Annotated in this window: 19 protein-coding genes; 9 read left to right on the top strand and 10 right to left on the bottom strand. The window is 35.4% G+C overall.

Annotated elements, in window-relative coordinates:
* Positions 1-132: 132 nt before the first annotated feature.
* The 5 genes from LVD47_RS07950 to LVD47_RS07930 form a co-directional block, all read right to left on the bottom strand.
* Positions 133-1,548, bottom strand: coding sequence for a M56 family metallopeptidase (locus LVD47_RS07950; RefSeq protein WP_236975109.1), 1,416 nt, complete (start codon positions 1,546-1,548; stop codon positions 133-135).
* Positions 1,529-1,915, bottom strand: coding sequence for a BlaI/MecI/CopY family transcriptional regulator (locus LVD47_RS07945; protein ID WP_236975108.1), 387 nt, complete (start codon positions 1,913-1,915; stop codon positions 1,529-1,531). The genes LVD47_RS07950 and LVD47_RS07945 overlap by 20 nt, the downstream gene beginning before the upstream one ends.
* Positions 1,916-2,348: 433 nt before the next feature.
* Positions 2,349-3,185: a DUF4249 family protein gene (locus LVD47_RS07940; protein ID WP_236975107.1), complete on the bottom strand. Its 837-nt coding sequence runs from the start codon at positions 3,183-3,185 to the stop codon at positions 2,349-2,351.
* Between the two features lie 3 nt (positions 3,186-3,188).
* The gene (locus tag LVD47_RS07935) at positions 3,189-5,513 is read right to left on the bottom strand and encodes a TonB-dependent receptor (protein ID WP_236975106.1); all 2,325 of its coding nucleotides are present in this window, start codon (positions 5,511-5,513) and stop codon (positions 3,189-3,191) included.
* Between the two features lie 284 nt (positions 5,514-5,797).
* Entirely contained in the window at positions 5,798-8,734 is a 2,937-nt protein-coding gene (locus LVD47_RS07930; protein WP_236975104.1) for an FAD-binding and (Fe-S)-binding domain-containing protein, read from the bottom strand.
* Positions 8,735-8,802: 68 nt separating this feature from the next.
* Here LVD47_RS07930 and LVD47_RS07925 point away from each other — a divergent pair, with 68 nt between their 5' ends.
* From LVD47_RS07925 to hemN, 4 genes are all read left to right on the top strand, one after another.
* Positions 8,803-9,237 (top strand): cytochrome B, encoded by a 435-nt coding sequence (locus LVD47_RS07925; RefSeq protein ID WP_236975102.1) that lies wholly within the window; start codon positions 8,803-8,805, stop codon positions 9,235-9,237.
* A gap of 12 nt (positions 9,238-9,249) precedes the next feature.
* Complete coding sequence (locus tag LVD47_RS07920) at positions 9,250-10,557, top strand: cryptochrome/photolyase family protein (protein WP_236975100.1); 1,308 nt, start codon at positions 9,250-9,252, stop codon at positions 10,555-10,557.
* A 359-nt stretch (positions 10,558-10,916) separates the two neighbouring features.
* Complete coding sequence (locus LVD47_RS07915) at positions 10,917-11,486, top strand: MarC family protein (RefSeq protein ID WP_236975098.1); 570 nt, start codon at positions 10,917-10,919, stop codon at positions 11,484-11,486.
* A 632-nt stretch (positions 11,487-12,118) separates the two neighbouring features.
* The gene (hemN, locus tag LVD47_RS07910) at positions 12,119-13,483 is read left to right on the top strand and encodes an oxygen-independent coproporphyrinogen III oxidase (protein WP_236975097.1); all 1,365 of its coding nucleotides are present in this window, start codon (positions 12,119-12,121) and stop codon (positions 13,481-13,483) included.
* A 77-nt stretch (positions 13,484-13,560) separates the two neighbouring features.
* On the opposite strand, the gene rfbD is transcribed toward hemN, so the two are convergent.
* The 5 genes from rfbD to LVD47_RS07885 are packed head-to-tail and all read right to left on the bottom strand — an operon-like array spanning position 13,561 to position 17,829.
* Positions 13,561-14,442, bottom strand: a complete 882-nt coding sequence (gene rfbD, locus LVD47_RS07905; RefSeq protein WP_236975096.1) for a dTDP-4-dehydrorhamnose reductase — start codon at positions 14,440-14,442, stop codon at positions 13,561-13,563.
* Positions 14,442-14,990: a dTDP-4-dehydrorhamnose 3,5-epimerase gene (gene rfbC / locus LVD47_RS07900; RefSeq protein ID WP_236975095.1), complete on the bottom strand. Its 549-nt coding sequence runs from the start codon at positions 14,988-14,990 to the stop codon at positions 14,442-14,444. The genes rfbD and rfbC overlap by 1 nt, the downstream gene beginning before the upstream one ends.
* Position 14,991: 1 nt before the next feature.
* Entirely contained in the window at positions 14,992-16,296 is a 1,305-nt protein-coding gene (gene der, locus LVD47_RS07895; protein ID WP_236975094.1) for a ribosome biogenesis GTPase Der, read from the bottom strand.
* Positions 16,297-16,349: 53 nt separating this feature from the next.
* A complete protein-coding gene (gene era, locus LVD47_RS07890) occupies positions 16,350-17,258 on the bottom strand; it encodes a GTPase Era (protein WP_236975093.1) in 909 nt (302 codons plus the stop codon).
* Entirely contained in the window at positions 17,245-17,829 is a 585-nt protein-coding gene (locus tag LVD47_RS07885; protein ID WP_236975092.1) for a hypothetical protein, read from the bottom strand. The genes era and LVD47_RS07885 overlap by 14 nt, the downstream gene beginning before the upstream one ends.
* A 475-nt stretch (positions 17,830-18,304) precedes the next feature.
* On the opposite strand from LVD47_RS07885, the gene LVD47_RS07880 reads away from it, so the two are divergent.
* The 5 genes from LVD47_RS07880 (at position 18,305) to xseB (ending at position 23,608) form a co-directional block, all read left to right on the top strand.
* Positions 18,305-20,254, top strand: coding sequence for a heavy metal translocating P-type ATPase (locus LVD47_RS07880; protein ID WP_439651993.1), 1,950 nt, complete (start codon positions 18,305-18,307; stop codon positions 20,252-20,254).
* A gap of 171 nt (positions 20,255-20,425) precedes the next feature.
* Complete coding sequence (locus tag LVD47_RS07875; protein WP_236975089.1) at positions 20,426-20,635, top strand: YgaP family membrane protein; 210 nt, start codon at positions 20,426-20,428, stop codon at positions 20,633-20,635.
* A gap of 109 nt (positions 20,636-20,744) precedes the next feature.
* Positions 20,745-21,944 (top strand): ADP-forming succinate--CoA ligase subunit beta, encoded by a 1,200-nt coding sequence (sucC, locus tag LVD47_RS07870; protein ID WP_236975087.1) that lies wholly within the window; start codon positions 20,745-20,747, stop codon positions 21,942-21,944.
* Positions 21,945-22,191: 247 nt separating this feature from the next.
* Positions 22,192-23,412 carry an exodeoxyribonuclease VII large subunit gene (gene xseA / locus LVD47_RS07865; RefSeq protein WP_236975085.1) on the top strand — a complete coding sequence of 407 codons (1,221 nt, stop codon included), beginning with the start codon at positions 22,192-22,194 and terminating at the stop codon, positions 23,410-23,412.
* Entirely contained in the window at positions 23,405-23,608 is a 204-nt protein-coding gene (gene xseB, locus LVD47_RS07860; protein WP_236975083.1) for an exodeoxyribonuclease VII small subunit, read from the top strand. Before xseA ends, xseB begins: the two co-directional genes overlap by 8 nt.
* The last annotated feature ends 27 nt before the right edge of the window (positions 23,609-23,635 follow it).

The raw sequence follows: 23,635 nt of genomic DNA, 5'->3' as shown, positions 1-23,635 counted from the left end.
CAAGAGGCACCCATTCTATTCAGAAACACCGATGTCGACTTTGACGACACCGGTGTTTACAAGCCTTTTGAATAAAAAATATTTTATTTCCAAAGAAAAAATTATTATCAAAAATCAACATCCTATTATAGATTATTGGTTCTTTATGGTTTTAGCTGCTAAAAGATATTTTGGTTTATTTTCAAATTTATTTCGCTGCTTTTCAAATTCAGATTTTGTACTCAGATCAACCTGATATTCCTTGTGTTCATTAATTCCATGCCTCGCATTATTATGCAAATAACTTACGGTATAGTATTGTATGTCTTTAGCTTTATAGTTGTTTAACCGGTCATTGGGAATCCAATTTCCATTTAACCAAATACCATATTTATCAGTGTTTTTCCACTCTTCAAATTGCTTTATAGAAGGAATCTTTGCGTGGGGTACCGAAATCTTTAAAAATCCAAAATGGATTTGATCCTTTTGCTCTTCATTCATTTGGAGGAATAATTCCAGCAGGCTCTTTTCATCTTCCTTGCTGATATTATTATGTAAAACTTTCCGCCACCAATCACCGGGTTCTTCATATTTCTTGATAATGGAATTGAATTGTGTCACGAGGTCATCTTGTTCATTTCCATCGACTAAGAATACATATTTTATTTCATCCGGGAAATAAGACAAAGACTCTGAATACAAAGCCTTAGGCGTGTAACAAAAAAGCATAAAAAGTAGCAAAAATAAAGGAATGGATAAAGTATTATTTAGCATTCCCATCCAAGTAGAACTGTTTTTAGTAATCATTTTTAATCGTTTTTTTATTCGTAAATAATTAAATGAATGCACAAGATTTGACCTGACAGCTGACGCTTTTTGTATCAAAAGATACTGATACGAATATTGATCACCGGTAATGCGCACCACACTATCATCCGCCAAATATTCATGATTTGTAGTTAGAGCCTTTCGATACAATAATAGCAACGGATTAAACCATAAAAAGCAAATTAGAAATTCCAATGCAACCACATCCCAGGTATGTTTTTGACTGATATGAGCCATTTCGTGGTGTATGACTTGTTTGTTGATATCTCCATTCTTATAATCTTTTTCCGGTAGGAAAATATAATTCATAAAACTATAAACTAACTGTTGATCCGATACAAGGACTAAATGCACTTGCTTATATTTTATGATTCGTGATTTATTAATTAGGTAAAAAATCTGGTGTAGATTCATAGTAAACCTTATTATCAAAAATCCTGCAACAACAAGGTAAATTATGACCAGTCCCATCCGCATTGAGTGTTTTCCGGATTGATTAATTGGATTATCTACTCCAGAAAATGAAGTTTCTAAACTTTTATAAATAAGGGGTATGGATTCTGGAAGGTGAGAACTATTAATATGATGTACGGGCAGTAATGGCAATACGAGTGAAAAGACAATAGAGAACAATAAAAAATATCGATTGAAAATAAATGTTTTCTCCCTCTCCAGGACCAGAAAGTAAAATACGATCAGTATAAGGGAACACAGTATATATTTACTTATATAAACTATCATTTTTTTTATTCATTAACTGTTGATCGATTAAATCTTTTAGATCATTTAACTCCTCTTCTGTCAGATCTGTATTTTTTGTAAAAAAGGAGGCAAATTGTACAGAAGAATTATTAAAAAAATTACGAATAAGCCCCTTTACATGATTTCTGAAATAATCTTTCTTATCTACGAGTGGATGATACTGTCTTGAATTCCCAAATAGTTTATAACCTACATACCCTTTCTCCTGCATTCTTTTCAACATGGTGGCAATAGTACTTGGTGCAGGCCTGGGCTCTGGGTAAGCTTCAATCAAGTCTTTCATAAATATCTGTTCAGCCTGCCAGATGTATTCCATTAATTGCTCCTCAGATTTAGATAGTTTCATTTCTATAACTATAGATTTAATTCTACAAATATAGAATTAAATTATTATATACACAAGTATATAGTTACTTTTCAATCCATTAGGGAATCCAATGCTTATTACTAAAGGGTAAGGATTACAACTTGATTGATAATACTTCCGGGTTTCAATACAACAGGAAATGGTAGAGAATAATTAGTATTAAAAACTCTGAGCAACGCGAAATTGATATCAAAGAGATGAAAGGCGTATCGCTAAGATGTCGACTGAAACATCTATGGGATCTATTCATGTAAAAAACAAGATAAAAATTACAGGTCTCTCACAGGAATTGCGAGGGGAAGAAAAAATTGTAACAAGGATTTCCTGGCTTAGGAAGGATTCCCTTTTTTCTTAGGATCTTCTTTTCCTTTGGTATCTTTAAAATGTGTAAAGAAAAGATATTTGTTTTCCTTTACTTAACAACCACCAAACTATCCGCCATTTGCATTGCCGTAAATATACCTACTACTTTATCTGAACCTACAATATTTCCTGAAATTTGACCGGGTTGGACAAAGGGGTTTGTATTGGATTGGAGGTTCATAAAAATACTATTATAATAGTCATAATATTCTTTATTTATACTATATATTCTGCTGATTACGGTATCCCCCCTTCGAAAGTCCATCTCGGAACCAAAAACCATTTTTCCATTATTCGAAAGGGAGCCGGATACGGGAAGATCCTGAATCAACTGGGTATATTTCCCCCGCACACGTAAAAGTATTCTCCGAACATATTGGGTTTCCGGTTTATCAAAAGTAATATACAATACATCACCATACCTGTTTTCTGATTTATTGAATGCTATACTGTCAATTTCGATTAGTTCCGGTACTCTGCTTTTGGAATAAACTTTTTCCCCGGTAGGAAATGTAAGTTCCAATTCCAGAACATCATTTTGGCCAAGAGAATCAACTCCCGATACCTGATAGTTGTAAAACTTCCCTTCATATTCGAGATGTTTATTTACCACTTCATGCGACTCTCCATTTATATAAAGCGCCCCCACTACCCCCTCTACCATTTCAGTTGATATATCATTATCCTGAGAATTAATATCATAGTCTTTTATAAAACCATCTGTATGGGTGATCAGGAATCTTGGAGATTCACCAGGCATTAAATACGACTCAACAACATATTTTGTTTTCAACTCCGGAAGATCTATTAAAGCGCCATCACCAGGTTCACAAGAAATACCAAAAAAACAAATAGGAATAAAAATAATCCTGAAAATAAATCTCATAATTCAAAATTTGAAATTCCAACGAAAGCTTGGTAAAATAGGAAATAGGGAAACTTGTTTGATGCTTGAGTTTACTGGTAATTCTTTATTTTCTTTTCCATTTTCATCAATATGATATTGGGTGTCCAGGTACAAAAAATAAGGGTTCTTACGGTTATAGGCATTGTAAACACCAACGATTATTTCATGGTCTCCCCATTCTGTAAAAAATTTCCTGACAATTGATGCGTCCAGTCGGTGGTAGTCCGGAAGTGAAACGGAATTACGGTCTTCGTAGACGGGGACAACGGGTGTTGAATTTTTTCCCGGCATATCCTGAAAATGAAAACGTCCTGTCGGCAACCAGGTTTTATCACCACTCCCGAAAACAAAAGTTGAAGACAATGACCATTTTTTATTAAATGCAAAGGAGGCTACAATACTCAAATCATGTCTTCTATCATGCCTCGGAGGAAAGTAATTTCCACCCGATATACCATCAAACTTACCCCTTTGAACTTTAGCCAGTGTATATCCAATCCAACCGGTAAGTTTCCCGCTTCTTTTCTCTAAATATAATTCGGTTCCAAATGCATCTCCCCTTCCAAAGGTGAATTTATCATCCAATTGATTACTGGCAAAGATGATAGAATGATTCTTAAACTCAATCTGGTTTTCAAGACTTTTGTAATATAATTCATGGGTCAATAAAAATTGGTCATTAAGTTGATAATTCCAGCCAACTGAAATTTGATCACTGTACTGAGGGGCTATATTTTCGTTTGATGGATACCAGATATCTGTTGGAAGTGACAATCCACTATTTGATACCTGGTGAATATATTGCGTCATTCTGGTATAGGCACTTTTTATTGAAAAATTCGTATTAACTACAAATGATGCTCCTATCCTCGGTTCAATACTAAAGAAACGATTGGTTTTATTTATAAAACCACTAAAACGTACACCTGAGACTATGTGAAAACGATCTTTGATCTCATAGTCATTGGCTATGTAAGCAGCTAATTCTTGCACCTGAGGTTTTTCCCCGGAAGAAAATTCAACTTCTCCTCCCTGGTTATCAACTTGCAGTCTGCCTATATCAAATTTGTACATGGAATAATTCACCCCTACCTTTACTAACTGATTATGCCGGGGCTGATAGGTAAGGTCCATTTTACTGCCTGTGTTTAGTATTTTAGACCCTAAGACAAAATCAAATTCATCTATTCTATTATTGAGATTATGACTAAACTCTGAATAGGAGACAGTAGTATTTAGAAAGAGTCGGTCCGTAAACTTATGATTCCAAATGAGGGACCCAAGAGAATTTCCCCAATCGACGTCAATATCATGCACTTCATATAAAGTTTTGAAATCGTCGCGACCTGTATACCCATTTACTTCAAGCCTATCATTATCCGACAATTGGGATTTAAGTTTGAAATTGAAATCATAAAAATGGTAATCCGGTATTTCCTGCAAACTATTTCCAATATCAAAATTGTCTTCAATGACACCGGACAGATAATCAATATGGGTCCTACGACCTGAAATTAAAAGAGAGGTGTGATTTTTTTTTAGAGGGGCTTCAATCGTAAGATCAGCACTTATTAATCCGACGCCTCCTGAGGCATGAATCCCCTTATCATTTCCCGGTCGTGTTTTTATGTCTATTACCGATGAAATTCTTCCCCCGTAATTCGATGGGAAACCTGCCTTGTATAATTTTGCACTTTGTAATACACTTGAGTTAAAAGTACTGAGAAATCCCAGTAAATGATTAGGGTTATATATTGGGATTCCATCTAATAAGACCAGATTTTGGTCTCCTTTCCCACCGCGAATAAACAATGTAGAATTTCCTTCGCTACCTGATAATATCCCGGGTTTTAATTGAAATGTTTTCAATACATCGGACTCGCCCAGTATTGAGGGTAGTTCTTTTATTTCATTTGCGCTTAATTGTTCACTTCCCAAATCGGCTGCCAGGAGGCGGTCTTTTTCCGAATCATTGGTCACAACCACTTCTTTCAGTGTGCTCACTTCCTCCTGGAGAGAAATCGTAAGATTCAAATTATCGGTACCTTCTTTAATGAGGATAGATCTACTTTTGTAACCTACATATGAAAATTTTATGTGAACTGAAATCTGATTATTAATAGGAATTTCGAACCTGCCAAGGGAATCAGTGTATGTTCCATTTGCACATTCCTTACAAAATATTGAAACTGCTTCCAGGGGTTTTTCATTACTGGCGTCTTTAACAACTCCCTTCAATGACTTTTCAGTTTGTCCCATCAAAGGAAGGGTCAACAACACCAATAAAATTACTGGATATAATTTCATATTAATTTATTGATGCACGTTTTCTAAACGGAATTCCTAATGAGATGTTGGATTCAAAAACGTTAATGTTTAATAGTCAAAATTTTACAGTTCAACTTAAATTTTGAACAATACATCTCCAACAGATTATTCGTTTATTTCAACAAACTATAGAAAACAATTATTATACCAACCTGCCAACAGATTGAAATTATTTTAATATATATTAAATTATAGGATGGTAAGATATATCAGCTATCTACTATTTTCACTTTTATATTTACCGGCAAAAATGATGAGTCTTTCTATACTAGTGCATCATATAATATTTCAATCGGATGAACGGCATGTGCATTTATACCATCAAGAATCTGGTGTCTGCAACTTACGCCCTGAGCGGCAATTATATACTCTTCTTTTGAGTCGCGAATGGATGGGAATAAAACCAATTCAGCAATATCATTGGAGATATCAAAATGTTCCTTTTCGAAACCAAATGATCCTGCCATCCCACAACATCCGGACGGTATGTATTCTACATGATTTCCTCTGGGAATAGACAGTACCTGAATAGGAATACTTTTATCAGAAATAGACTTATAATGGCAATGTAAATGGAGCTTTATATTGCGAGTTTTCGAATCGAAAACATCAATATCAAATTTACCCTTTTGATATTGATCCCATAAAAATTCTTCAATTGTAAATACAAAAGGTTTCATGTCTATTGCCTTTTGGCGAGAATCTCCCCTTAGTATGTTCGGATACTCACTTCTAAAACCTAAAATAGCACTGGGCTCAATGCCTACCAAAACATTATTCTCATCCAATTTTGAAGAAAATATTTCTACATTTTTCTCCGCATAACTTCTCGCCTTTTCAAGAAACCCCTTGGAAAATGCAGCACGCCCACTTTCCTTATGCGGAATAAACACAACCTTATATCCCAGTTTCTTTAGCAATTCAACAGTTTTAATTCCAATCGAGGCTTCATTCAAATCAATAAATTCATCAATAAACATATAAACAGTGACCTTCTTAACACTTTCAACAGTATCACCATGCCTTCTCATATAATTATGCATATACTTACCCCAGGAGACTTTGGAGACCTGAGGTAATGAACGCCCCGGGGCAAAGCCAGATATTGATTTTATTAATGAACTAAAAGTATTGATAATGAGATTGGAAAAACCCGGCAAAATAGCGGCAACTTTATACAGGGAATAAAAATGGAGAATTAAATAATCTCGTAATTTTCTACGGTTGCTTTTATAATAATGATACTGGTATTCCGCTTTTAATTTAGTCATATCTACATTAGAAGGGCACTCAGAACTACAACCTTTACAAGACAGGCACAAATCCAGAATTTCCATTACTTCCCGGGATTCAAATGACTTCTCCTTACCATTCCCTTTCATATATTCACGCATAGCATTGGCTCGTGCCCTGGTCGTATCTTTTTCTTTTCTCGTAGCCATATAGCTCGGGCACATTGTTCCTCCCGATTCCGCAATTTTCCGACAATCACCGGTTCCGTTACATTTTTCGATTGCTTTCATCATTCCTCCACTATCCGAATAATCAAAAACAGTTTCCTGATCCCAGTCAGGTTCCACTGTTGTATAACGCAAACTGGTGTCCATAGGAGGGGCATCTACTATTTTTCCCGGATTGAACAGGTTATTTGGATCCCAGGTCCTTTTTATATCTTTCCATAAACCGTATACTTCTTCACCAACCATAAATGGTAAGAACTCTGCTCTTACCCTACCATCACCGTGTTCTCCACTAAGTACTCCCCGATATTTTTTAACTAATTTGGCACTGGCAAAACTAATATCCCGTAATCCTTTCACTCCTTCTTGAGTTTTGAGATTGAGTATAGGCCGTAAATGTAATTCTCCAGCACCTGCATGGGCATAAAAAACTGCCTTTTGGTTGAATCCGGAGCATATTTCTTCAAATTCTGCAATATATTCTGGTAAATCTTTAATTCTCACAGCGGTATCTTCAATACAAGCTATAGGTTTTGCATCCCCTTTTACATTGGATAAAACGCCTAAACCTGCAGCTCTGAGTTCCCATATTTTGTTGGTTTCTTCACCCAATATTATAGGGAAAGCAAAACCCATATTATTAGATTGCAGAACTTCCTTCAGTTTATCAGCCCTCATCTTTGCTTCTTTTAGGTCTTCACCTCTAAATTCCACCATTAGTATGGCCTGCGGATCACCTTGTACAAAAAACATATTCTTTAGTTGGTCAGGATTCGTCTTAGCACAATCCAAAACCGTTTTGTCCATTAACTCACATTTGGATGGAGAGTTTCTCATCGCTTCTACAGTCGCCTTCATAGATTCATTTATACTTTGAAAATGAATACATAAAACAGCTACTTGAGGTGAAGGTAACGGGACCAGATTTAATTTGACCGAAGCGGTTATTGCCAGGGTGCCCTCTGACCCACATAAAAATTTGGATAAATTAATATTTTCCTGATTACTCGTAGAATATGGTTTCATCTCGAGTAATCGATCAAGAGCATACCCCTGATTTCTTCTTTTTATTTCAGGATGAGGGTAACATTCAGCTATTAATTTAGCCACTTTTTCATTCTTCAGTTTGCTGTCAAACCACTTGTATATTCGCCCTTCGAGCGAATCATCTTTTATTTTTCGTTCATACTCTTGGTTATCAATTTCTTTAAATATCACAATACTTCCATCTGATAATACAGTTTCTATTTCCAACACATGATCACGAGTATTTCCAAATTCAATAGAAGTAGAACCACAAGAATTATTCCCTACCATTCCACCTATCATACAGCGGTTGGCTGTTGAAGTATTAGGACCAAAGAACAAGCCGTAAGGTTTTAAAAAATTATTGAGTTCATCCCGAATTACGCCGGGTTGTACCTTGACCCATTGCTCTTCAACATTTACTTCAATAATATTAGTCATATATCGTGAAATATCCACCACCAATCCATTGCCCACACATTGACCTGCAAGGGATGTTCCGGCCGCTCTTGGAATTAAGGATAAGTTATTCTCTTTGGCAAATACGACTATGCGCTGCAGATCCTCACGTGATTTTGGAAAAACCACACCAACAGGCTTTTCTTTGTAGATGGATGCATCTGTAGAATATATCGTTTGGTGTAGATCGTCCATAAACAATTCACCTTCAATTTCATGTCTAAGTTTGTCCGGATTTAGGGTGTTTATTTGCATCAGTTGTTTTCTTTTTGGAAAAGATTTAATGTAACTTTACCATATCAAAAAACTAATTTAAAGAAATAATGGACTCTTTTTACAATATTTTACTTCATGCTCATTCGGGATTGCGCTGGTTGGTATTAATTGCTTTATTAGTAGCTATTTTTCAGACCTTTTCAAAAAGGGGGAAATTTGGGGATATTTCTGAAACCAAATCTGTATTAATCACTTTTATCCTGACCAACCTTCAATTTATCGTTGGACTTATTTTGTACTTTATAAGTGAGAAAGTACAATTTAATAGTAATACCATGCAAAATGACATTATACGGTTCTTTACAGTCGAACATATCTTAATGATGGTTGTAGCTGTAGCTCTCATTAATATAGGTTATTCTAGGTCTAAAAGAGCTACTAAACCATTTAACTCCGCCTTTAACTTTTACTTTATAGCATTAATTCTCATACTAATTTCCATTCCATGGCCTTTTCGCGAATTGGGTTCAGGCTGGTTTTAATTTTAAAAATAAATGTCTAAAAAGCCTACGGTAAATGTATTTTGGTTCAGAAGAGATTTGAGACTTCATGACAATGCAGGATTATACGAGGCATTGAACGATGAATATCCAGTTGTTCCGCTATTTATATTTGACACCGAGATTTTAGAAAAATTAGCCAATAAAAATGATCGCCGTGTTATTTTTATCTATGAACAATTGTTGGAAATCGAAGAAGAATTAAATTCACAGGGAAAAGGGCTCATAATCGAACATGGTCACCCCGTAACTATTTGGCAACGTCTTACGGAAGAATATAATATATGCAATGTTTTTTATAATAAAGACTATGAACCTTATGCCCGCCAAAGAGACCGTGAAATAAATAAATTACTTCAGAAAAAAGGAATTGGTTTTAAGGCATCTAAAGACCAGGTAATATTTGAAGAAAACGAAGTTATAAAATCAGATGGTACTCCCTATTTGGTCTACACTCCCTACATGAAATTATGGAAATCATCCCATCCCAACTTTGAAAACTTTCCTTCTGAAGAAAAAATCAATCAATTCATTCCGATTAAAACTTCAAATTTACCGACTTTGGAATCAATTGGTTTTGAATTTCAAAAATTGGATTTCCCGCCTTCTACAATCGATACAGATCTTATAAATCATTATCATAAAACCCGGAATTTCCCTTCAAAACAGGGAACGAGTAGGTTGTCAATCCACCTCAGGTTTGGGTCTATAAGCATTCGGGAAGTATTCCGGAAAGTAAAAGATATTAACCCCAAGTTTGTTAATGAATTAATTTGGAGAGAATTTTACCAAATGGTGCTTTTTCATCATCCCGATTCTGTTGATAAAGCGATTAAACCACAATATGACAATATAGAATGGAGGAATAATGAGGACGAATTCAACGCTTGGTGTGCGGGTACAACAGGATATCCATTGGTTGATGCAGGAATGCGGGAACTCAACCAATCCGGGTATATGCACAATAGAGTCCGCATGGTTACAGCCTCCTTTCTTACTAAGCACCTTTTAATTGATTGGAGATGGGGCGAAAGGTATTTTGCAGAAAAATTAGATGATTTTGACCTGGCAAACAATGTTGGGGGATGGCAATGGGCAGCCGGTAGTGGATGTGATGCAGCTCCATATTTTAGAATTTTCAATCCGACGACACAACTGGAGAAATTTGATCCGGATAGAAAATATGTAAAAAAATGGGTCACGGAATGGGGTGAAGATACATACCCATCCCCCATCGTAAATCATAAAGAAGCCCGTGAAAGAGCTCTTGAAGTATATAAGAAAGCAGTGTCAGGTAATTGATATTCTTTCCCAACAGTAACTCCTTTCTTGATTTACTATTTGTGGTACCTATTTTCGAAAACATTTATCTTCTACATTCCTACCTTCATTTGTATTTAAAGGTTATGGAAAAGATGAAATGATGATATAGGGGAAATTGCCTTTCTCCCCTTAATCAAAAGTTACAATCTATTGGAAGCCGAATTACCGATTTAATAATATCCATCGTTTAATAAGCAGTTTTTTAAACTGGTTAAAATATTCACCTTCATAAATAGCCAATATAAATTTTAAAAAGTTGCAAATTTTTTAAACAATAATCTTTGAAGTGCCGTTTTTTGTGATCAATTTTGCATGAAATTTTGAAAATTTATTACTCTATGAACTTGGTATTAAAAGATATTATCTCTGTAAGTCTTGTTTTGTTTTCCGTGATTGACATTCTGGGCTCCATTCCCATTATAATATCCATGCGGAAAAAAGGGATTAAAATCCAGTCTCGAAAAGCCAGTATAGTGGCATGTATCATAATGATACTTTTTCTCTTCGCAGGTGAGAAATTATTAACGTTATTTGGAGTTGATATCCAATCATTTGCTGTGGCAGGTTCCATAGTATTGTTCTTATTAGGAATTGAAATGATATTGGGTATTCATATTTTCAAAGAAGAACCGGAAAGCACAAGTAGTAGTATTGTCCCAATCGCATTCCCACTGGTGGCCGGTGCAGGTGCATTGACAACCATTCTTTCCTTGAAAGCGCAATACGATAATGTAAATATTTTTGCCGGAATTGTAATAAATATAATTCTGGTATTCCTGGTGCTTAAATTTTCTGATTTGATTGAACGAAAACTTGGTAGCAGCGGGGCAGAAATTCTACGAAAAGTTTTTGGGATCATCCTTCTTGCGATAGCTATAAAGTTATTTAAAGAAAATTTGATCTTTTAACCTTACAATGGGAAATGATATTGGAATAATACAATTAGCCCTGAAGAACCAGGTATTCATCTTACCCTTCGGGGCTTTTCACTGTCTGCCTTTACGGTATATTCGATGGTTTGTTCCCGCGTATAAATACTCATAAAGCGGAAGGTCAGAACGTGATAATTTCACTGTCTCTTCATATGAATCATTTTGTAATTTTGGATTCACTGCTCTTTTTATAACAATCATGTTTATTCCAAATAATTATAGACTCAAAAACAGATAAGCACCAGTAAATTTATTCGCGACAAATGGTTTATAAATCCACCCAGTGCTCTGATTAGATTCCCTGACGAATGCACTAGAAATTCGGATCTCATGATTATTTACTAAGAGCAGGAACTTAAATTTCTCTCAAAATCATGTTAGTATTAAATTCTTTACAATAATGTAGATGTCAGGATTTACCGCCGTATAATACTTAGCTCTTGGGAGAGAACTCTTCTACACCAAATTACCTTATGGTTTTAAAGTTTAGAAGAAAAATGACTATAGAAATATAAATACATTTCATGAAAATGAACTGATTTATCAGTTAATATACCTTTTTCATTAAAAGAAGGGATATTTTTACTCCTAATCCAAATATCATAAATATGCTTTCAGAATTAATAAACAAATACAATATTCCCGGCCCCAGATATACGAGTTACCCTACAGTACCTTATTGGCAGGAGGATACGATCAACCATTCAATTTGGAAAGAATCTATACTTCGGTCGTATCAAGAAAGTAACAATTCACAGGGTATTAGTATTTATATTCATTTACCGTTTTGTGAATCGCTTTGTACTTTTTGTGCCTGCCACAAAAGAATTACCCGAAGGCACAATGTAGAAGAGCCGTATATAGCTACGCTTCTAAAGGAATGGAAATTATATTCTAATTTATTAGGTGATACTCCTAAAATTAAAGAAATCCACCTTGGTGGAGGTACTCCTACTTTCTTCCGACCCGGTAATCTAAAAACCCTGATTAATGGATTATTTGAAACTGGAGAGATTTGTGAAGATTTTGAATTTAGTTTTGAAGGACACCCTAATAATACTACCAGGGAACATTTACAGGAATTGTATGATCTGGGTTTTAGAAGAACGAGCTTTGGGGTACAGGATTACGATCCAAAAGTCCAACAAACGATTAACAGGATACAACCTTTTGAACGTGTAAAAACCGTTACGGAATGGGCCCGTGAGGTGGGGTATGAATCCATAGCTCACGATCTAATTTTTGGGCTTCCTCATCAAACGGCTGAAACAATAAGTAATACCATTGAACATACAAAAGAATTACTTCCTGACAGGATTGCCTTTTATAGTTATGCTCACGTTCCATGGATAAAAAATGTTGGGCAACGTGGATATAATGAAGAGGATTTACCCGGAGGAAAAGAAAAAAGAAAACTGTATGAAATAGGTAAAAAAATGCTGAGTGAAATGGGGTATAAAGAGATAGGAATGGATCATTTCTCACTTGATTCAGATTCCCTGTATAGTTCCATGAAAAGCAAAACCCTTCACCGAAATTTTATGGGGTATACTGCGAACAAGACCCAGGTTATGATTGGATTGGGGATGAGTGCGATTAGTGACTCATGGTATGGGTTTGGGCAAAATTTAAAGTCGGTTGAAGAGTACACAAATGCAGTAAATAAAAACCTTCTTCCTATTTTCAGGGGACATAAACTATCAGATAAAGATTTGGTTATCCGACAGCATATACTCAATATTATGTGCCACTTTGAGACTTCCTGGAAACATGACCATATGCAATTTTCAGAATTGGATAAATGCATTGAAAGATTATCTGAAATGCAAAAAGACGGGCTGGTATTTATTGAAAATAAAACTCTTCGTGTTCCCGACCATGCCAGACCGTTTGTGAGAAACATTTGCATGGCATTCGACCTTCACTTGATGAAGAAAAATCCGGAAAAAAGAATTTTTTCTATGACTATATAGATTAAATGAAAGGTTTAAATGAAAATACACAAACATCTATATATAAATAAATTATACTGTATTTTTCTCCAATTATTTTAAGTTGATTCTACATTTAGTAATTCAAGGCACTCTTCCAGGGCTTTTTCCCATTCCCGGATTTTATAAGCAAATGTATTTTCAAACCGGGAACAATCTAATACAGAATATTCTGGCCTTTTGGCTTTCGTCACAAATTCATCAGAAGTTACTGGGTAAATGGGGAAATCCGGATCCGATTTATGTATTATTTTTTTGGCAAATTCATACCAGGTAGTAGCCCCTCTATTAGAGAAGTTATAGGTACCATATTCTTTTTTATTACCTGTGATATTAGATAATTTCGTAACTATTACATGCATAATCCCTTTTGCCAAATCGCGAGCATATGTCGGCGACCCTTTTTGGTCATTAACCACGGTAAGGAAATTTTTTTCTACAGCCAACCGTCTCATTGTTTTTACAAAGTTATTTCCAAAAGAAGAGTACAACCAGGAAGTTCTTAAAATATAATAATTTGATAAGGTAGACCTGATTATTTCTTCTCCCTCCCATTTACTTTTACCGTAAATACTCAGTGGATTAATATTTCCATATTCTTTATGCGGGGTATTAGATTCACCATATACATAATCCGTAGATACATGGATCAGTGTACAATTATTATTTTTACAATAATCAGCTAAATTACCAACCGCGTGAAGATTAATTGCATATGCCTTATCTATTTCGTCTTCTGCCAGGTCAACTGCCGTGTAAGCTGCACAATTGATAAGTGCATCACATTTAGATTCTTTTAATTTTTTTAAGGAATCTTTGTTTGTAATATCTAATTCAGTTCTGGTGTAAAATGTAAACTCAATTCCGGCATAATCCTTATGTATATTTCGAATCTCTTTACCCAATTGACCATTGGCTCCTGTCACCGAAATTCTAACCATCAAAATACAGGATTATGTTGGTGGAATTCAGGATGTAACAGATCCTTTTCAGACAAAATTACATCTTTCTCAGGTACTCCCCAATCAATCCCCAATGTTGAATCATTCCATGCTATACCCGCTTCGGAATCTTTATCGTAGAAATTATCGCATTTATACTGGATGACTGCTTCTTCTGATAAGACAGCAAAACCATGTGCAAAACCACGTGGCACCCATAATTGCCAATGATGAATATCATCAAGTTTTACAGAGTAATGGTGGCCATATGTTGCCGACCCCGGACGAATATCAACAGCTACATCCAAAACCGTACCCACAACTGACCTGACCAGCTTACCCTGGGCAGAATTTCCTTTTTGATAATGTAGCCCGCGGACTACACCATATTTAGAATTCGATTGATTTTCCTGTAGAAAATTTGAGGGGATCCCATTTCGTTTGAATACATCTGATCTAAAACTTTCAAAAAAATAGCCTCTGTCATCTCCTAAAATTTTTGGCTTTATAAGTATAAGGTCTTCAATACCTGTTTTTTCAAAAGTCATTTTATTTTTGTTTAAACACAATTCCTACCGGTGAGCCGGTAAAGTCAAATATTTCTCTTAATTTATTTTCGATAAAATTTCTGTAAGACGCTTTTACAGCTTTGGGGTGATTGCAAAAAAATGAAAATGCAGGATAAGACAAAGGAAGTTGTGTGATATATTTTATTTTAATAAAATTCCCGCGATAAGTCGGAGGGGGTGTTTTTTCCAGAATCGGTAAAATTTTCTCATTGAGTTCTGAGGTTTTAATCTTTTGTGTTTTATTTTTATAAACCACTAATGCGGCATCCAATACCTTCATAATTCTTTGTTTATCCACAACACTGGTAAATACTACAGGGACATCATCGAATGGTCGAAGTCTTTTCAAAATTTCTTTTTCCATATCTCTGGCTGTATTAGTCTCCTTTGGTATCAGGTCCCATTTATTAACAACTATGACCACTCCTTTTTTACGCTTTTGAACGATACTAAAAAGTTTGAGATCTTGGGTCTCAATACCCATTTGTGCATCAATCATCAAGACACAAATATCACTATCATCAATCGCCCTCACTGCTCTCATCACAGAATAAAACTCAAGGTTCTCATGCACTTTGGCTTTTTTTCTAATACCCGCAGTATCTATTAAATATAATTCCTTATCGTATTTATTGTAATAGGTGTGTATAGAATCTCTGGTTGTACCCGCAATATCTGTCACAATATTTCTTTCTGTTCCAAGTAATGCATTGGTAAGGGAAGACTTCCCTACATTTGGTTGGCCGATTATTGCAATCCTTGGAATGTCGGGTTCCAATTCAGAACTCTCTTCTGGCAACAACTCAACTATCTCATCCATTACTTCACCGCTTCCACTTCCCGTGAGAGACGACATAAATAGAGTCGTATCAAACCCCATACTCCAAAATTCATTAGCTTCCAATTGGCGACTGAAATTATCCACTTTATTGACTACTAATATTACGGGTTTTTTAACGGGACGGAGTAAATTCGCTAAATCCTCATCAAGATCTGTAATCCCTGTTGATACATCCACTACAAATACAATAAGTTGAGCTTCTTCGATAGCTAATTCTACCTGATTTCGAATTTCACTTTCAAATATATCATCAGAATTTTTAACAAATCCCCCGGTATCAACTATAGAAAATTCTTTCCCATTCCATTCACTTTTCCCATAAATCCGATCTCTGGTCACCCCGCTTACATCGTCAATAATTGCTTTTTTCTCGCCGATAATTCGATTAAATAAAGTAGATTTTCCGACATTAGGCCGACCGACAATAGCCACTAAATTTGACATTTATTTGAAGTTAAATTTTCCCGTAATTGAAAGAGTAATTAATTGCCTCGATTTTAATGGTACCCAAATTTTTCTAACAAGTCTTCATTATCCCTCCATTTCTCCCGCACTTTTACATGCAACTTCAAAAATACCTTTTTACCGACAAATTCCTCAATTTGTTGGCGGGAATCTATTCCCAATTGTTTGATAGCACTTCCCCCCTTCCCGATAATAATAGATTTCTGGCTCTTTCGGTTAACATAAATCATGGCTTCAATATGGATAATATCCCCTTTGTCTTTAAACCGTTCTATATCCACCTCGCATGAATAGGGAATCTCCTGGCGATACTGAAGAAAGATTTGCTCCCTCACCATTTCACTTATAAAAAAACGGACATTCCTGTTTGATATTTGATCTTTCGGAAAATACGGAGGTCCTTCCGGCAGGTAATCAAAAAGTGAAAGTAATAGCGGTTCTATATCTTTCCCCTCTTTAGCTGAAATAACAAATACTTTGTCGAAACCAATAATATCGGTCCATTTTTTCTTTTTTTCTTCAAGATCATTTGATCCGGCAAGATCGGATTTATTAATGACCAAAATCTTGGGAATATTGGTTTTAGAAAACCGATCAATCAGCCGGGGATGTAATTCTTGATCATCAGTAGCGTCTACCATTAAAATCAAAATATCTGCGTCCTCAAAGGATTCCGAAACAAATGTATTCATCCTTCGATGCATTTGATAACTTTCGTTTTCTACAAAGCCGGGCACATCCGAAAGTATCATTTGATAATTGTCTCCTGATAAAATCCCCAGAATTCTATGTCTCGTAGTTTGGGGTTTATGTGTTACGATACTCAATTTGTCATTGAGTAAGAAATTCATTAAAGTAGACTTTCCTACATTAGGCAAACCAATGATATTGACAAACCCCGATTTGTGAACAGGATCATTGCTATTCTTATTCAGATTCAATAAATTTATTTTTGTTTATGAGTGCTTCAAATGTTTTATATAAGTATTGCGGTTCGTGTTTTCTCCATTCAAAATTCATCAAATGAGGTAATAAATTTACATAGTGATGAATATTCACTTTTCTCATTTCTTCATATACGTGTTGAAAGAGATTTAAAAAAATAATCCAACCGTTTTCATCATACACCGATTCATACCATTCTTCATAATAGCAATCATCTCCTCCGTGAAAATTAAAAACATTTTCACCAATAATGGCAAATTTATAAATTCCCTTGATCATCAAAGCATCTAATATCTTCCTTTTGAAAAACATTATGTCATTGTGTAGGCAGTCATTCCATTCTCCTATCATTTCAATAATACAAAAACCCTGGTCATAATCCGCATATAAAATCTTCATATACAAAGTATCAGAACCAAAAGCATCCCACTGGGGATGAATATAATAGTTATATACGCGATTTGTGAAATAGAATTCATCATATTCCTTTCCGTAAAATGGGGAATCCTGGTCTTCTTCAGCTGCATAAAATTCCCTCCAGTTATAAAATGGCTCTATGTCATGCATTCAAGTCCGGTTTTTAATTTTTTTAATGGCCACACCAAAAGCTTTTGAATATTTAATTTCTAAAATACTTATAGACAAATAATCGCTGGAAATTATGTATCCTAAAGCGAAACGAAAACAAGTTTCAAATTCATACAAATTATCCAGAGAAATAAAACTTTGACTATCGGCAAATCCATACTCCTCCGATACTCTTCATGTGCCTCTCAAATTGCTAAAATAATCAATGCCGAGATTATCTAATTGTTTAACACCTATCCCCGATAACGGTTAAAAATTAAAGTCTACATTGAATAATTTCTTCAATAGTTCTCCTTTTTAGAAATTCCAAATGAAAATAAAAATAATTGATTGGAATACCCAGAGCAGATACAGATTTTATTACGCTTATTAGTTTGTAATACAAAAAATGCAATACCAGTGCACGGTAATTAATCCTACCTTTGTATTTGATATTTTATTACAAAGCACGACAATGGAAACCAATAATCATAACGATCAGGATAGCTGTTGTATTCCCTCCGAAGAATCTCATTCTCATTCCCATGATCACCATCATGAAAAATCAACAAATGAATGGCTTCCAGCAATATTAAGTGCCATTCTTTTAATGGTAGGAATAACAATAGACCAATTTGTTCAACTACCATTTTTCGACGGTTGGATAAGATTATTGTATTATCTTATTTCGTATATCCCCGTTGGTTGGCCCGTTGTAAAAAGGGGGATTCAATTAATTGCTAAAGGTGAGATATTTACGGAGTTTTTCCTCATGGGAATTGCTACTGTAGGAGCATTTGCCATTGGCGAGTACCCGGAAGGTGTAGCTGTTATGCTGTTTTATACCATTGGTGAATTATTGCAAGGTGCAGCAGTGAAAAAAGCCAAAAGTAATATTAAATCACTTTTGGATTTACGGCCTGACTCAGCCATAGTCAAAAGGAATGAAAAATTTCAAAAGGTACATCCCACTGAAGTAAATCCAGGAGAAATTATCCAGATAAAACCAGGAGAAAAAGTACCACTTGATGGAAAATTAATTACAGAAAAAAGCTCTTTCAACACATCGGCTCTCACTGGTGAAAGCAAACCCCAAACTATCAGCTCTGGAGAAATGATCCTGGCAGGTATGATAAATCGGGATAGACTCATAGAGGTCACTGTCACTAAACCCTTCCATGAAAGTTCAATTTCTCGAATACTTAATTTGGTACAGAATGCCTCTGCCCGAAAAGCGAAAACTGAAAATTTTATCCGAAAATTTGCCAGGATTTATACACCGATTGTAACGTTTCTGGCGATTGGGTTGGCACTACTCCCTTATTTTTTTGTACAAAATTATGTCTTTGAAGACTGGTTTTATAGGGCCCTCGTTTTCCTGGTTATTTCATGTCCATGTGCACTCGTCATTTCCATTCCTCTGGGATATTTTGGGGGTATTGGTGCAGCTTCCCGTAATGGCATTTTATTCAAAGGGTCCAATTACCTGGATCTTATGAACCAACTGCAGACCATTGTTTTAGACAAAACAGGGACCCTTACAAAAGGTATTTTTGAGGTCCAGGAAGTCGAGTCTATGCAGGATTCTAAATCTAATTGGATGGCTCTTGCAGCTTCACTGGAATCAAAATCCAATCACCCCGTAGCTGAAGCAATCATTAAATATGTAAAGGATCAGAAATTGGATATTCCAGAGCCGGGTAAACAACAAGAAATTGCCGGACACGGTCTAAAAGGGATTGTGGGAGGACATGAAGTCTTGGTCGGCAATCAAAAGTTATTAGAAAAATACAGCATTCCTACTGGCAAAAATCATAAAAACGAAACACTTACTTGTATTTTTGTAGCAGTAGATGGCAACTATAAAGGATATTTCCTGATATCAGACCAATTAAAAGATGATGCCCATGAAACGATTCAACATTTAAAGGACAACGGTATCAAAGAAATAGTCATTCTCTCGGGGGATAAAGAATCTGTAACGAAAGAAATTGCCTCCGAATTACAGATACAAAAAGCTTTTGGAAATTTACTTCCGGAACAAAAAGTGGAAAAATTTAAAGAAATAAAGGAAGAATCTTCAAATGTAATAGCATTCGTAGGAGACGGAATTAATGATGCGCCCGTTTTGGCCACAGCAGATATTGGGATTGCTATGGGGGGACTCGGAAGTGATGCGGCAATCGAAACCGCCGATGTGGTAATACAGACTGATCAACCCTCAAAAGTAGTCACCGCAATAAAAATTTCAAAAGCAACAAGAAAAATTGTTTGGCAAAATATAGGATTGGCATTTGGGGTGAAATTATTGGTCCTTGCACTCGGAGCACTGGGAATGGCCTCTATGTGGGGAGCCGTATTTGCAGATGTTGGCGTTGCACTATTAGCGGTTCTCAATGCCGTTAGAATACAAAAGATGTTTTAATATCCTTTTGATAAATACGGGTATTCAATAATACCTCACCGATTTAATTCAAGCTTTCTGATACGCAAGAATGAATTGATAAAGATCATCACTTCAAGTGACTTATATTATTAATTTTCAGAATGTTCTATGGTACATTTATAATATTAATTAACCATTAACATTAAAGTTATGAAAAAGAATATGGGTTCAACAGATAAAATTGTCCGGATTCTTATTGCAGCGCTGATCATTATATTGTATTTTACCGGAACGATCGGGGGAACAGTTGCAGCGGTCTTGTTGGTGCTGGCTGGTATTTTTATTCTTACTTCATTTATTAGTTTTTGTCCACTTTACGCACCCTTTGGTATTTCTACCTGTAGAAAACAAAAAACCTGATTTTTAATTCGAAAATAGTTTCATTTATTCTTGTCTTCTAACTTTCATTCTTTCTGCAATTTGTATTTAAGGGAATATTATTACTTTTGGGGAAACAAAGAAATACACTATGAATCTACACGAATACCAAGGCAAGGAATTATTAAAAAAGTACGGTGTTACCGTTCAGGAAGGGATTGTAATTGAGGACACCGCTGAAGTGGAATCAGCGTATAAAAAATTACAAGAAGAAACGGGAACCGAATTTACAGTCGTGAAAGCCCAAATTCACGCTGGGGGCCGTGGAAAAGGTGGTGGTGTAAAATTAGCTAAAAATATTCAAGAGCTTAAAGAACACTCCGGTAATATCCTGGGTATGATGTTGAAAACCCCTCAAACCCCAGGTGGTATGGATGGTGAAGGGAAATTGGTCAGAAAAATTCTGATTGCAGAAGATGTTTATGCGCCTGATTTTGATGCGAATGAAGAGATTTATATTTCTATTCTCAACGACAGAGCCAAAAAAAGAAATGTTATTATCTATTCTACCGAAGGAGGAATGGATATTGAAACGGTGGCGGAAGAAACACCTGAAAAAGTATTCAAAGAATTTGTTGATCCGGAATTGGGACTCCTTCCCTTTCAAAGCCGAAAAGTAGCATTTAACCTGGGATTATCTGGCACTGCCTTTAAAGGAATGGTTAAATTTATTTCCAAACTATATACTGCTTTTACTTCGACAGATGCTTCTCTTTTTGAAATTAATCCTTGTTTGAAAACCGGTGATGATCGAATACTGGCAGTTGACTGCAAGGTAACAATAGATGACAATGCCCTTTTCCGCCATAAGGATATTGCAGAATTGAGGGATGTACACGAAGAAGATCCCACAGAGGTGGAAGCGAAGAGATATGGTTTGAGTTACGTCAAATTGGATGGGAACGTCGGTTGTATGGTAAATGGAGCAGGATTGGCAATGGCGACAATGGATATGATCAAATTGTACGGAGGTGAACCTGCGAACTTCCTCGATGTCGGTGGAACTGCAGATGCAGAAAGAGTAGAACAAGCATTTAGAATAATTTTACAGGACCCCAATGTGAAAGCTATTCTCATTAATATTTTCGGTGGAATTGTTAGGTGCGACCGGGTTGCAAAAGGGGTTGTCCAGGCAGCAAGCAATATTAATATAGAAGTGCCTTTGATTGTAAGGTTACAGGGCACCAATGCCGATATAGCCAAGAAAATCATTGATGAAAGTGGTTTGAAAGTAGAATCAGCAATATTACTTAAAGATGCTGCCGATGCCGTAAGTAAGGCCATCCATTAAATAAATCTTATTAAGATTCAATACAAGTCCCGGTATATTTGACTATATCGGGATTTTTTTTTGGCAACAATCAAATCCACAAGTAATGATTACCCTTTTACAGGGTTTAATTCAATAAACAACCATATCAGGTAAATTTCATTTAATTCGATTAAACTTTCATTATAATATAAATTAATTTTATAATATTGATATTTGAAGATAAACATCATTCAACAAATTACTTTAGATCAATACACGACATTCTATGAAACATTTCACCCTTTTCGAGTTGCACCAGTTTATAGAAAGGGTATTTTTATTAAATTTTGAAGAAGAGGTCTGGATCGAGGCGGAAATTGCGGATAGTCGGTTAAATAATGGCAATTATTACTTTTCGTTAATAGAAAAAAATGAAAATGGCGAGTTCCTGGCAAAAGCTTCAGCTTCTATATGGAGAAGCCAGGTCATGGGATTGAAAAAAAAGGTTGGGAATGTTTTCGAAAAGATGACCCAGGTGGGGACAAAAGTTAAAATTCTATCCAGGGTTCGATTCCATCCCCGATATGGATATTCTTTAAATATAGTAGATATTGACTCCGACTTTACAATGGGTTGGTTGTACATTCAAAAACAAAAGACCATTGCTCAAATTAAATCGGAAGGACTATTTGATTTGAATAAAAAACTTGTATTACCCCAGGTTATACAAAAGGTTGCAGTAATCAGTTCTGAACAAGCAGCTGGCTGGGGGGATTTTTACCGTCAAATTGAAAACAACTCGTTTGGTTACAAGATTACATTACAACTATTTCATTCAAAAATGCAAGGTGATCAAGTCCGATCCTCCATCACAGAAGTGATGAATGAAATAAAATCTTCTCCCGTACATTTTGATATTATTGTTATAGTAAGAGGTGGTGGCTCAAGTGTAGACCTAAGTGACTTTGATGATTATTCTGTTGCCAAACAAATAGCAGAGTGTCCAATTCCAGTGGTAAGCGGAATCGGACACGATAGGGATGTTTCTGTATCAGATATGGTTTCTTTTGCTTCTGTAAAAACACCTACAGCAGCAGCCGAATATATAGTTAACCATAATTACCAGTTTGAATCTTCACTAATAAGTATATATCAGCATATCCAACAATTTGCACGAACTCAGATTAATGGATATCGATCTAACCTGAGTAATATTGTAAACAAACTGGCACTGCGTTCCGGCAATGAAGTCTACAAAAAATCGGACCATTTAAAACAACAAAAGTTGGAATTGACACGCAAGATGTACACCATTTCAAAAGAAGAATGGCAAAGAATAAATTCTATTAAATCCGAAATAACTCTTTTCAATCCCATAAAGATAATGGACAGAGGATATTCTATGATCCACCAAAAAGGTAAATGGATTAAAAATTTACATTCATTAGAGAAGGATAAAAAGTTTTCATTGCGAATGAATAAAGATAAAATTGATATTAATGACTGATAAAAATCAAAAAGTTCCGGAATCATATAAAGAAGCTGAAAAGGAATTAAATGAAATTCAGAAAAAAATGGAGAAGAATGAATATGAAATTGACGAACTTGAATCGTTAATCGATAGAGGACAGTTTCTGATCGAATATTGTGAAAAAAAATTACGTAACATTGAAGAAAAGATAAATAAAAGTTTTAACATTTGATACTTGATCAACAACTATAAATCATAA

Origin of the sequence: Membranihabitans maritimus, from assembly GCF_021729145.1 — a bacterium.
GTDB classification, from domain to species: Bacteria; Bacteroidota; Bacteroidia; order Chitinophagales; family Saprospiraceae; genus Membranihabitans; species Membranihabitans maritimus.
The sequence above is the reverse complement of the archived record's forward strand: the minus strand, read 5'-3'. Positions and strand labels throughout refer to the sequence as shown.

Excerpts from the sequence above, each read along its gene's own strand:
- LVD47_RS07950 (WP_236975109.1), bottom strand. The coding sequence starts at position 1,548 with ATGATAGTTTATATAAGTAAATATATACTGTGTTCCCTTATACTGATC.
- LVD47_RS07945 (WP_236975108.1), bottom strand. The coding sequence starts at position 1,915 with ATGAAACTATCTAAATCTGAGGAGCAATTAATGGAATACATCTGGCAG.
- LVD47_RS07940 (WP_236975107.1), bottom strand. The coding sequence starts at position 3,185 with ATGAGATTTATTTTCAGGATTATTTTTATTCCTATTTGTTTTTTTGGT.
- LVD47_RS07935 (WP_236975106.1), bottom strand. The coding sequence starts at position 5,513 with ATGAAATTATATCCAGTAATTTTATTGGTGTTGTTGACCCTTCCTTTG.
- LVD47_RS07930 (WP_236975104.1), bottom strand. The coding sequence starts at position 8,734 with ATGCAAATAAACACCCTAAATCCGGACAAACTTAGACATGAAATTGAA.
- LVD47_RS07925 (WP_236975102.1), top strand. The coding sequence starts at position 8,803 with ATGGACTCTTTTTACAATATTTTACTTCATGCTCATTCGGGATTGCGC.
- LVD47_RS07920 (WP_236975100.1), top strand. The coding sequence starts at position 9,250 with ATGTCTAAAAAGCCTACGGTAAATGTATTTTGGTTCAGAAGAGATTTG.
- LVD47_RS07915 (WP_236975098.1), top strand. The coding sequence starts at position 10,917 with ATGAACTTGGTATTAAAAGATATTATCTCTGTAAGTCTTGTTTTGTTT.
- hemN (WP_236975097.1), top strand. The coding sequence starts at position 12,119 with ATGCTTTCAGAATTAATAAACAAATACAATATTCCCGGCCCCAGATAT.
- rfbD (WP_236975096.1), bottom strand. The coding sequence starts at position 14,442 with ATGGTTAGAATTTCGGTGACAGGAGCCAATGGTCAATTGGGTAAAGAG.
- rfbC (WP_236975095.1), bottom strand. The coding sequence starts at position 14,990 with ATGACTTTTGAAAAAACAGGTATTGAAGACCTTATACTTATAAAGCCA.
- der (WP_236975094.1), bottom strand. The coding sequence starts at position 16,296 with ATGTCAAATTTAGTGGCTATTGTCGGTCGGCCTAATGTCGGAAAATCT.
- LVD47_RS07885 (WP_236975092.1), bottom strand. The coding sequence starts at position 17,829 with ATGCATGACATAGAGCCATTTTATAACTGGAGGGAATTTTATGCAGCT.
- LVD47_RS07880 (WP_439651993.1), top strand. The coding sequence starts at position 18,305 with ATGGAAACCAATAATCATAACGATCAGGATAGCTGTTGTATTCCCTCC.
- LVD47_RS07875 (WP_236975089.1), top strand. The coding sequence starts at position 20,426 with ATGAAAAAGAATATGGGTTCAACAGATAAAATTGTCCGGATTCTTATT.
- sucC (WP_236975087.1), top strand. The coding sequence starts at position 20,745 with ATGAATCTACACGAATACCAAGGCAAGGAATTATTAAAAAAGTACGGT.
- xseA (WP_236975085.1), top strand. The coding sequence starts at position 22,192 with ATGAAACATTTCACCCTTTTCGAGTTGCACCAGTTTATAGAAAGGGTA.
- xseB (WP_236975083.1), top strand. The coding sequence starts at position 23,405 with ATGACTGATAAAAATCAAAAAGTTCCGGAATCATATAAAGAAGCTGAA.